This window comes from Microcoleus sp. MON2_D5 (assembly GCF_036701905.1).
GTDB lineage: Bacteria > Cyanobacteriota > Cyanobacteriia > Cyanobacteriales > Microcoleaceae > Microcoleus.
Genome location: NZ_JAUBRM010000023.1, coordinates 73,864 through 84,591 on the forward strand (window position 1 = coordinate 73,864; position 10,728 = coordinate 84,591).

Annotated in this window: 7 protein-coding genes; all 7 read right to left on the reverse strand. The window is 46.3% G+C overall.

Translation table 11 applies throughout. From position 1 onward, the window contains the following. Positions 1-570, reverse strand: a complete 570-nt coding sequence (locus tag QUA47_RS10875) for a zeta toxin family protein (protein WP_333430749.1) — start codon at positions 568-570, stop codon at positions 1-3. 215 nt (positions 571-785) lie between these two features. Beyond that, a complete protein-coding gene (locus QUA47_RS10880; protein ID WP_333430750.1) occupies positions 786-3,575 on the reverse strand; it encodes a DUF1156 domain-containing protein in 2,790 nt (929 codons plus the stop codon). 224 nt (positions 3,576-3,799) lie between these two features. Further along, positions 3,800-4,183, reverse strand: coding sequence for a hypothetical protein (locus QUA47_RS10885; protein ID WP_333430751.1), 384 nt, complete (start codon positions 4,181-4,183; stop codon positions 3,800-3,802). 4 nt (positions 4,184-4,187) lie between these two features. Then, positions 4,188-4,616 carry a DUF7680 family protein gene (locus tag QUA47_RS10890; protein WP_333287418.1) on the reverse strand — a complete coding sequence of 143 codons (429 nt, stop codon included), beginning with the start codon at positions 4,614-4,616 and terminating at the stop codon, positions 4,188-4,190. 74 nt (positions 4,617-4,690) lie between these two features. After that, the gene (locus QUA47_RS10895; RefSeq protein WP_333430752.1) at positions 4,691-7,918 is read right to left on the reverse strand and encodes a DUF499 domain-containing protein; all 3,228 of its coding nucleotides are present in this window, start codon (positions 7,916-7,918) and stop codon (positions 4,691-4,693) included. Positions 7,919-8,037: 119 nt separating this feature from the next. Next, positions 8,038-9,003, reverse strand: coding sequence for a threo-3-hydroxy-L-aspartate ammonia-lyase (locus tag QUA47_RS10900; protein ID WP_333430753.1), 966 nt, complete (start codon positions 9,001-9,003; stop codon positions 8,038-8,040). A gap of 510 nt (positions 9,004-9,513) precedes the next feature. Beyond that, on the reverse strand, positions 9,514-10,728 hold a 1,215-nt coding region (locus QUA47_RS10905; RefSeq protein WP_333430754.1), incomplete at its 5' end, for a calcium-binding protein.

Here is a 10,728-nt window from a genome sequence, read left to right on the forward strand (position 1 = left end):
TTAATCCTCCTGAGTAATTGTATTCCAAATCTGGGACTGATAAATTATCGGATTAGAATTTAAAGGGCATTCGGCAATCAATTCAGGAATTGGATTAGAATTATCATAACTAACCCACATATCACTTAAAGGTAAATACAATTCTAATAAATTTTTCCTCCCTCTTTCATAGCGGCGGCGAATCACATCTTCAGGAATATTATGCCCCCCACTTTCTACCCGACGCCGCACCCGATAAACCGCTAATTCCGGGCTTTGCAACCAAAAATAAATTAAATTAACAGTATAACCTTTTATTTTACACTTCCGCAAAAACCGGACATAATTGCGAGAGGCGAGAGTTGTCTCAAAAGCAAAATCAGCACCGGCATTTGATAGCGCGTCTAACCGTTGCAGCATCAATCGCCCCGCTTGAATCGCCACAGATTCGGGATTGAAAGGTGAAAGCCCAACAGCTATTTCATCAGCATTGACATACTCAAACACATTGAGAAAATGCGGCAACAACTGCATCGCCGTAGTTGTCTTTCCCGAACCATTACAACCTCCGATAACATAAACATCCGGCATAATAGTTATTAGTAATTTGTTATTGGTTATTTGTTATGTGCCCTAATCTTCGATCCCCCTAAATCCCCCTTAAGAAGGGGGACTTTGAACACTTCCAGTCCCCCCCTTCTTAAGGGGGGCTAGGGGGGATCTCTTCTCTAATTGAATTAAACTCTTGTCCCCCCTTATTAAGGGGGGTTAGGGGGGATCTCTTCTCATTGTTTCAACCACCTAACCTAAAACAAACTCAACTGCCCCTCAAACGGAATATCCATCTGTTGATAAACAACCTTCGCCTTAATCTCATCCATCGCCAACCACAAATCCAACAAAGCCTTCTCCTCCGGGATGCGTTTCTTCTCATCCCCAATCCGGGGAATAACTTTCAGCGCCACCTCTATCGCCCGCATGAAATTATCGTGATCCGTCAAAGCGGTTTTTTTCATAAAGTCGCGCACGATTTGAATATCTCCATCCTCTTGATACAAACCGATAATCGCGTGCAATCCATCCACTAAATATGTCAGCGAAAAATCTTGCGGATTGGCCGAAAAAGCTGATTTTTTCAGCCGCTGTTTCGGTGTCAAAAATTTGCAAGTGCCGCTAACCGAGTCAATCAGTTTGTATTTTTTTGCTAAATCAACGACATCGAAACCGCCGACGGCGAGGGCGAGTTGTCGCGCTTCATCGAAGGGGAACTCGACGGCGCCAAAGGCATCCCACGCGAGGAAATACCATTGAGTCAGGGCGTCAAATCCGGCGGTATCGGTTTGTGCAAGTTTGCGGAATCGGTAGTTTGCAATGGCTTTTCTGGCTTCAGCAAAAGCAACTTCCGGCCGCACTTCTTCGCCGCTGCTGTCGAGGATGGGATAGGAACGGCTGAACACATTTAAAGCCGGGCCAAAGGCGCTTAAATAAAGGTCGATTCCTTTGATGTCGTTGGCTTCAAATTCCGGGGCGCGAAGTTCTACGAGATTGGCGACTTCCGGGCGCAAATCGTCCCACCAAGCTTGGGCGGCGTTAGGATCACGTTTGCGACAGACGAGGAGAACTGTACTGGAAACGGAGTTTTTCTGCGCTTGGTGCAAGTTTTGGGGGTTTTCGGTACTGACGGCCCAGGATGCGGTAATCTCGAAACCGGCATCGATGAGGGATTTTGTGAGCACGTCCCACGCGCCGGATTCTTTGTGGTTGAATTGGACGGTCATCACGCCGTCTTCGCGCAAAACTCGGTAATATTCGCTAAAAGCTAGCGCCATTTTTGCTTCGTAATCTTGTTTGGCGAGTTCGTCGGGGGATGTGCCCATGTTGCGGAAGCGCGACGGATTGGCCACTGCTTCTCTGTCTCTATCGCAAATTTCATTAACAAATAGTTCGGGAAAAATATCGCCTAAAGTTCGTTTTTGGAAGACATAAAAAAAGTCGGCTAAATCTGCATAAGGAACGGTTCCATAATAAGGCGGATCGCTGACAATGGCATCGACGGATTTGTCGGGAATGTGGTAGAGGCTATCAGCGGATGCGGCATTGATTTGGATGGTTTTGGGGTCGTATTGTTCGATTCCTGGGAGGCCGGTTGAGTGGGGTTTTGTGCCGAATAAAGCACAGAGGCTTTTATATTCTGACGCAAAAGCATCAGCACAGGAATTCCATAACTCACCAGCCCCGCTTATTTCTGGATAATTCCAGGTTAAATTTAAAGCGTGTTGTGTAGATGCTCTTTGTGCGTGACTTCTTCCAGAATCCCAGATACAAAGACGACAGTTTTTATCAACACATCTATCCAATACTAAAGCTAGATAAGTGCTTATCGCCTCTACTTTCTCCAATTCATACTCAGCCTGTAGCACCGCCTTAGCTTCATTGAGAATTTCTATATAAGTGACAAGCGTTAGCAACTGACGAGGATTAAAAAGTTGAAACCATTGCTGACAATAGTTAAGAATTTGACCGTGATCGTTGATAATATATTCGACGGGAATTAAATTTTTTATTTGCCATTCCGAGTAATTATATTTTAAAAATTCTTGACTTAACTCCCATCCTTGTAAATCAAGTTTTTCGGAAATTCTAAATTCTAAACTTCCTTTACCTTTTTTATAAGCAACTGCATACAACTGATGATCTAAAAGTCCTGATTGAGCTTGAGCCTTTATAATTTCATCTTCAATCACAGTATCGCAATTCGGGCATTTACCCACGCCTCTGCTAATCGTGTTATAAACACTCGGATCGTACTCCCCCGCATCCGTTTTAATCGTCGATTCCTTGCCTTTCTTCCCCTTCACCAACTCAAAATCAACCCGCTTCTGTGCCAAGTTAGGAATGGGTTTCACCGCATACCAATCACTCGTAACTTTTCTCGCTTGTCCCTTCCCGGCATAATTACTCGTCTTACTCAACCACCAATTCGGACTCAACGGCACAACCGACTGACAACTCGGACAAACCACCGTATGCGCCCACAAATAATTCTGCACAGTTTCCCCCGGTAAAGATGGGAAAAATTCAGCTAATCTTTTCTCGGCTTCATCCCCCACCCATTTCACCCATTTATCAATATCCTCCTGCAAATCCGGGCCAAATTTCAGCGGATATTCCATAGCCGCCTTCATCGTCACCACCGCCACCGGATTGAGATCCGACGCCAACACATTCAACCCGTACCGCGCCGCCTCAAACGGAATGCTTCCCCCACCCGCAAACGCATCTAAAATCGTCGGCGTGCGATTCCCCCACACCTTCTCGCAATAATCGTGAACCTTTTTAATTCGTACCGAAGACGGGGGAGTTTTGTAGAGTTTAATTTCCTTCCCCGGTTCCAATCCCAGCAAATATTCAAATTCTTCTAAAGAGATATCTGCGGGTAAAATCGACCCCAACACCGAAGCGCGAGAAAACGATAAAGGTTTGCGCGAATACCATCGATGCAATCCTTTAAATGGATTGCCACCGTGTTCGTAATAAACCTGCTGGTTTAGCAGATTCACCGGCATGATTTTCTCGATGAAGAGGTGAGGGCGCATGATTTTGTTGGTTGGTGGTTGTGGGTTATTTGTTATTTATTTTTCGTTATGTGCCACAATTCTCGATCCCCCTAAATCCCCCTTAAGAAGGGGGACTTTGAACGCTTCCAGTCCCCCCCTTCTTAAGGGGGGCTAGGGGGGATCTCCGGGTTGTTGCTTCTAGCCCGCCTCTAAAGGGATTGCAAACTGCAATTTGCATTGGTATTATCCCAAAAATTTCTCGCTCAATCTTCAAATACCTCGGTCTTTTCAATGATAAACCATTCGTGGTACAATACTGCTAAGAAAAACTCTTGTCCTTTTGGGCGATCGCACACAGCCATATATCCCGATACAAACATATCATCGTCAAAAGTTGTATCCTTAAGAAACAGAGTTAGCGAGTTACCATCCGCACTCCAAATCGTCCGCAAAATCGTGATATTTTGGTGACGAGATGCTTCAACGGGCAATAACACCCACCGCCCCTCAATTTCGATAAATTCCGGTTCGCGGTATCTAAACTCAGACTCCCATCTTGCGGGCCCTTCATGCTTCTCAATAATCCGATCCCAGCGCACTGTTTTAATATTGGCTAAAGTTTCGTTTGACAAATCAGCTACTTTCATCAGATTAATCTCCCAATAAAATTCGCAAAGCTTTCAAAGCATTTGAACGATTGCCATTCGCAATTTTACCAAACCAATAATGTGCCTCTTCATTACTCATCGCCATAATCCCTTCGGCAATATTCGCAATTCGTTCGGTTTTCGATAGCGGTTGCAGCGATTGAAATAAAATCGCCAAACTTACGCCAGATTCTTCTGATAATATATAAGGAGTTTGTCGCTGCTGAGATAAAGTTTTAGGATCGTAATTATTCGCTTTGAGAGTTGCATAAATTGTCTGTCTCGCCAAAACCAGGGCATTTCCTTTGAGTCGCCCCAATTTTTTAGCAGCAGGACGTTTTTTCTCTCCGGCTTTCTTGTAAGCACATTGGTAGAGTTCCAAGGCGAAGTTGTTATGATCTAAAGGCAAAACTCGTAACTGAAATTCTTGCATGGTCTATGGGCGGGGCGGGTTTATGAGAGAGTTTATTTGAGGCGTAGATGGTTGGTAAAACCCGCCCCTACATTTTAATATACTACTCTTGCCATTAAATTTAAACGTTCTACTGGATTGCGATCGAGCGTTTGTTTTATACTGCTAATATCCGAGGCATTTGCTGACAAAGCTGGCTTGAATTCTAAGGTGATTTTCAAACTAACATCAGCTTGCGCGTCGGGACTGTTTAGCAAACTGTTGATAGTCGAGAAAAAGCTCTGAAATCCCCGCAACGCCCCTTGATATTCCAGCCGCACAAATTGGTCGCCGGTTTGAATGGTTGCGGTTTGGTCGATTTGCGGTTGCCACCGCTGCAATAGGGCAATTGCTGTTCCCAATTTGCGATAATCCATTACCTGATCCACAGACAATTCTAGCACTTCGATGCCTTGCACTTTGTAGTCGCTAATGCGATCGCCCAATCCCGTAAATACCGCACTTATCGTGCCGTCAATTTCGATAATCGGCGGTTTCGCCTCCCACAAACTCGGCTGTAACACTTCCACAACATAAGGAGGATTTCTGATCTCTCCCACGGTAGGAACTTGAGGAGTTAGATTGACATTGGTTGTTTTTTCTGCTGTTTCCCCGTTACCGTAATCGGCCACCACACGAAAAATACTGTTATTAACAATGGTGATTTCACACTCATCGGAAGGGCGGAAATTTCCCGGAACTAAAATATTATCTTGATACAAACTAACCGTCAGTGCTCCTTTCGCTTTCCACCTGACGCGCACGGGTTTTGCCGGTTCTGCACTCGGCATCAATTGAGCGCTGAGTTCCACTTCTTTGGGCGCTGGAGGTTCGAGAATGCCGCGTCTGTAGAGGGAGGCGCGATCGCTAAATTCGATCGTCTCCGGCAGCGCCAACACGCTATCATCAGTTTTGATAAACAGTCTCTCCCCGACTTTCATATCCCAATTGCCCATTTTCAAACCTTCGCGAATCGTGTCCCGCAGCATCGAAACTTCCGCATCAAGGAGAATATTCAAACTCAAATCCTTAGCAAAAGCATCGCGCAGCGCCTTCGTTGTCCAACTATCCAACCCCGCAGGCCAAACTTTTTGCAAGATAAAAGCCGGGGCGAAAGGTTTAGCTTCTTCGGCGCGAATCTTGCCACAATCTTTGAGGGCTTTGAGAATCACATCTTGCTGGTTGTTTTTGCCTTTCACCATACTCGCATCCTGCGCGGTAAGAGTGTAGTGCATCAACCCTTTCGGTGCTTTTACTTGGTCATTTGACGGATAAAATAAATGGCGGTAAGCATTAGTCAAAGATACTCTCACAGCTATATCTTTTGCGCCTTCCCGTTCCTTCAATTGCTTCTGCTGGCTTCCCGATAAATCTGCCATCCGGTTCTGACTTTTGAGAATATTTTGAATTGCTTTATATTCTCTGGCATTGTCGATCGCGTTTTCTAATTCTAGCCGATTTGCCACCAAAAATAACAACCGATTTCGGTAGGTGCGAAACTTCCCCGATTCGCCGCTATTGTTGAAAATTCTCTCGATTAATTCCGGCGCTGCGTCGGTAGAAGCATTCACCATCGCATCGTCAAAGTCGATCGCACACAACGCCACATCATCCGGGTTATCGTCTACATTTCCGGGACTTTCGATATTAGAAACTAAGGTAAAGAATTTCTTGGCAAAAATGCTATCCCGGCGAATTCTCAAATCTTCTTTCGCCAATATTACCCCGACTTGTTCCTTCTCCTCGGTGATAATTTTATTAATCGAAGGTTCTTCTTTAAACCTCGCTAAAGATGTTACCGGATCGGAGTCTAAATACCAGGCTACCTTAGTCAATCTTTCTAAAGCGCGATCGACAAAACCGCTGTCAACCCCCGGAGTCAGCAGCGACAAATTCAACTCCGCCAGCCGAATTCCCGAAGAATTTCCCTGAGTCAGAGAATGCAAAAATATTGTTCTGCTTACCCAAGTAGAAAACGGCGGTTTTCCCGCTGCTATCCATTCCCCGTCTTGCAATTGTGCGTAAGCCGGCCTACCATCGGGATTGTAGATATCAGCGCCGATCGCATTCCGCAAGGGCGATCGTTGCAACCGAGAAGTAAGATCGTTAGTAATTTCGCCATCCATCCCCACCGGAATATGATGCGTGTGAATCATCGATACCCAACCATCGCGATTTTCCCACAAATGCCGCACCACTTGCGCGAACAATCGCAAAGCCCCCCGCGTCTTCTGGAATTCAGGAATAGAAGCAATTTTTTTAGTAAGAAGATTGAACAATTCCGGGTGAAACGGATAACTTTGGGCGATCGCTTCTGAGTATGACGCATCTTTGCACCCATCGGGCAAATTAACGCGGCAATTGCGATAAGCCACCAAATATTCCGATGCCGCTTTTTGCGCCGCTTCCTCGCTTACTCTGGCAAACACGCGCTGTTTGACGATGTTGTAAATTTCGATATCTGTAGAAGGGCTCAAAACCCGTTCTTGTCTTGCAGAAGCGCGCATCGTTTCTTGCAATTCTGCCGTTTCTTCCGCAAAAGTATCTGCTGTCGAGGCGAGGGAATAAACCAATACTAAATTATCGCAGGCTGCCGCCAAATCCATCAAGGAAAATAGAAAAGCTACCACTTGTTTGGCTAAATCGCTTCTGCCAATTTGTTTCGCTTTTGCCGATCGCAAATACCGTGCAATTTCATCTAAAATAATCACAGTCGGCTGTCCCCCCGTCAACCGTTCTAACACGGAAGTACCGGGACTGACACCGCTTTTGTCGCTACCTTGCAGTAACTGATAGCCTGCAATCCCGCCAATTTGGTAGGCAATTTCGCCCCAAAGAGTATAGGTTGTCAAGCCGCTGTCCGAGTGATAAACTCCTTGTTCTGGGTCTAAATCTCGACCGTCGATCGCTGCAACTTGTAAAGGGCGATCGGGAATCACACTAATATCTGTAAAGCGTTCCAATCCGTGAATTTCTCGCCCTTGCTTGCAGATATGCCAGAGTGCAATTTCATCGTGAGTTTTGCCGCCCCCAAAACTCGTTTCCAAACGAACCACCCCAGCCCCGGCGCTTTGCTTCATCAAGCGGCTGAAAACTTCCCTGATTAGGGTTTTAATGCCATCAGTTGCGAAGGTATTGGCAAAGAATTTATTAGCATCTTGATAAACTTGAGGTGCAGTTCCTTCGACTACCAGCCGCAATTTTGCTGCAAATAAATCTAGAGACAAGTCTCCCGATAAAATCTCATCTCTGGGCACGCAGGTATCAAAGATTAATGGCAGCATCTCAAAGCTCCTTAACTAATAATATCAATTCCGCTCTTCATCGGAATTATTCATCTCTCTCTTGTCTCCCTCTGTGTTCTCTGCGTTCTCTGCGGTTAAATCATTCCGATATCCAATAACTAATGACTAAAATCGACATTTCCCCCGCTGACAATTACCCCAACTCTCGCATTTTCAGCTTTCACAACACCTGACAACAAAGCCGCCGCCGCTAGCACTCCTGTCGGTTCAACAACTATCTTCATACGTTCCCACATAAAAAACATTGTGCTGCGAATAGCCTCTTCTGAAACAGTTGCCATATCATCAACATAATGCAGCACCAAAGGAAAGGTTAATTTCCCCAAAGATGGCGTGCGCGCACCATCAGCAATCGTATCCGGGTTAGTAACAGTTTGCAGCGTTTTCGTGCGGAACGATCGCGCCGCATCGTCTGCTTGCTCGGGTTCTACTCCTATTACTTTACACTGCGGAGACAAAGTTTTTGCGGCGATCGCACACCCGGAAAGCAAACCCCCGCCGCCACAGCAAACCAGCAGCAAATCCAACTCCCCAACTTCTGCGATTAATTCCAGCGCCGCCGTACCTTGTCCCGCAATCACCCGCGCATGATCATAAGGAGGAATAATAGTCAAGTGCCGTTCTGCGGCAATTTTAGCTGCTAATTCTTCGCGGGAAACTTGAGTGCGATCGTACAAAATAATCTCTGCACCGTAGCCGCGAGTCGCCTCTTGCTTGACTTTTGGCGCATCAGCAGGCATGACAACAGTAGCAGGAATTTCTAGCAACCGTGCGGCAAGGGCGATCGCCTGCGCGTGATTTCCCGAAGAAAAAGTCAACACTCCCCGCTGTTTTTCGGCTTCAGATAGCTGCATCAAAGCATTGCAAGCACCCCGAAATTTAAACGAACCCGTGCGCTGAAAGTTCTCGCACTTGAAAAATACCTGAGAATTCGTCTGTGTGTTGAAAGTTTCCGAAGTCAGCACCGGCGTCTTGAAAGCTGCGCCCTGCAAGCGATTTGCCGCCGCCTCCACATCGGCGAAACTGACTGACAAGGAATTTTGGGCACAGAAGTCGGCACTCATAGATTTTAGATTTGGGCGATCGAGGACTCTATTTGTAGGCTGGGCATTGCCCGCTTCACTCGTACCATTAAACTATAAATTTTTATCATTAGCTGTTGCGCTTAATTGTTAAAAAAGCTGTTGACTAAAATTAAAGCTATGACAATTTACTATCAAAAAGTAAAGGGCCGTTTGTACTTGCACAGGAGAGGGATTAATGAATACAAATTTAACCAGCGCCGATTAATTGTAGGGAAACGGCACGGCGCCATGTCCTGATTTTGGGTAACGGGTAAAATCAACCGGATTGGATGGTGAAATTGCCCTCAGAGTGCGATCGGCTCCAACCATCGACAACAACGCAAAAGAGGACACGGCAATGCCATTTCCCTACCAAAAAAATAGCGACTAAATTGTTTAACAATTACAAAAAAAGGACACAGTATTACTATGTCCTTACCTCTGTATTGTAGGGACACAGCATTGCTGTGTCCCTAACCGTACCGATATCCCGATTAGGATTCTTGCGGTTTAGAGCAAGAAGAATTCAGAATTACCGGTACTTCCCAAATTGACATCGACAGTTGCAAACAAACTGTTACCACCAACCGTAGAACCGTTGCTATCGTAATACAGCTTAGTAGACGCAGACAAACTGTCGTAGATAGCCATGATCGACGGCCCGGTTAAAGTTGCTTCAAACACAGTTACATCAGACACTGTACTGCTGTAAGCGTAGAAACTCGAACCCAAAGGCCCAGATCCGGTCGTAAAGGCTGCAAACCCAGTCCTGTCGAGGTTAATTAGATCATCAGCAGTGCTGTAATTGGTAATTACATCCCCGCCGCCAGCAGTAGTTCCGCTGAACAAAAACACATCCAAACCAGCACCGCCGTTGAGAACATTGGTTCCCACACCACCGATTAAAACGTCATTCCCGATGCCGCCGTTGAGAGTATCGCTACCGCCATCGCCGAAGAGGCTGTCATCACCATCGTCGCCGGAAAGGCTGTCGTTACCCAAACCGCCGTCGAAAATGTCGGCACCGCTGCCGCCGCTGAAGATGTCAGCAAACTCAGTACCAGTGACGCTGTTAGCACTCGCATCTCCGGTAAATAACACAGGAGAGGTGAAGTTGTAACCGCCAGCACCAGAACCGAAATTGTTAAAGGCGATCGGGAAAGTGTTCCCAGCCGCAGTTAAATCGGCAACGCTGCCTGAGCTAGTAGTAGTACCACCGGCAGAAGGTGCGATCGTACCTGTAAATACAAAGTCCGCCGTTCCCAGATTGCTAGCAGCAGTACCCAAATTAGCAATTAAGGTAGAACCACCCGCTGCGGTACCGTTCGAGTCAAAATACAACACAGTCTCGTTCGACGCATTCGTAAAGGCGAAGAAACCAGCAGTTGTAGAATTCCCCAGGGCTTTAGCTTGTGCAGCTTCCAAAGAGGCATAACTGCCGCCTGTGAAAATTACTAACTCTTTGCCAGTAATGTCAGGATTGGAACCACTTACAGCGTCAAAGTTAGTCGTAGTCAAATTACCGAAAGCGCTCGCGGTAAACTGGAATTTGTCAGTTCCAGAGGTAAAGTCAGTAATCGTATCGCCGCCTTCGCCTGCTGCTTTGTAAACAAACAGATCCGCACCAGCACCGCCAGTCAGAAGATCTGCACCGCTGCCGCCGCTGAAGATGTCAGCAAACTCAGTACCAGTGACGCTGTTAGCACTCGCATCTCCGGTAAATAA

Bases quoted from the DNA above. Each gene is read 5' to 3' on its own strand.
- QUA47_RS10875 (WP_333430749.1), bottom strand. From the start codon at position 570: ATGCCGGATGTTTATGTTATCGGAGGTTGTAATGGTTCGGGAAAGACA.
- QUA47_RS10885 (WP_333430751.1), bottom strand. From the start codon at position 4,183: ATGAAAGTAGCTGATTTGTCAAACGAAACTTTAGCCAATATTAAAACA.
- QUA47_RS10880 (WP_333430750.1), bottom strand. From the start codon at position 3,575: ATGCGCCCTCACCTCTTCATCGAGAAAATCATGCCGGTGAATCTGCTA.
- QUA47_RS10890 (WP_333287418.1), bottom strand. From the start codon at position 4,616: ATGCAAGAATTTCAGTTACGAGTTTTGCCTTTAGATCATAACAACTTC.
- QUA47_RS10900 (WP_333430753.1), bottom strand. From the start codon at position 9,003: ATGAGTGCCGACTTCTGTGCCCAAAATTCCTTGTCAGTCAGTTTCGCC.
- QUA47_RS10895 (WP_333430752.1), bottom strand. From the start codon at position 7,918: ATGCTGCCATTAATCTTTGATACCTGCGTGCCCAGAGATGAGATTTTA.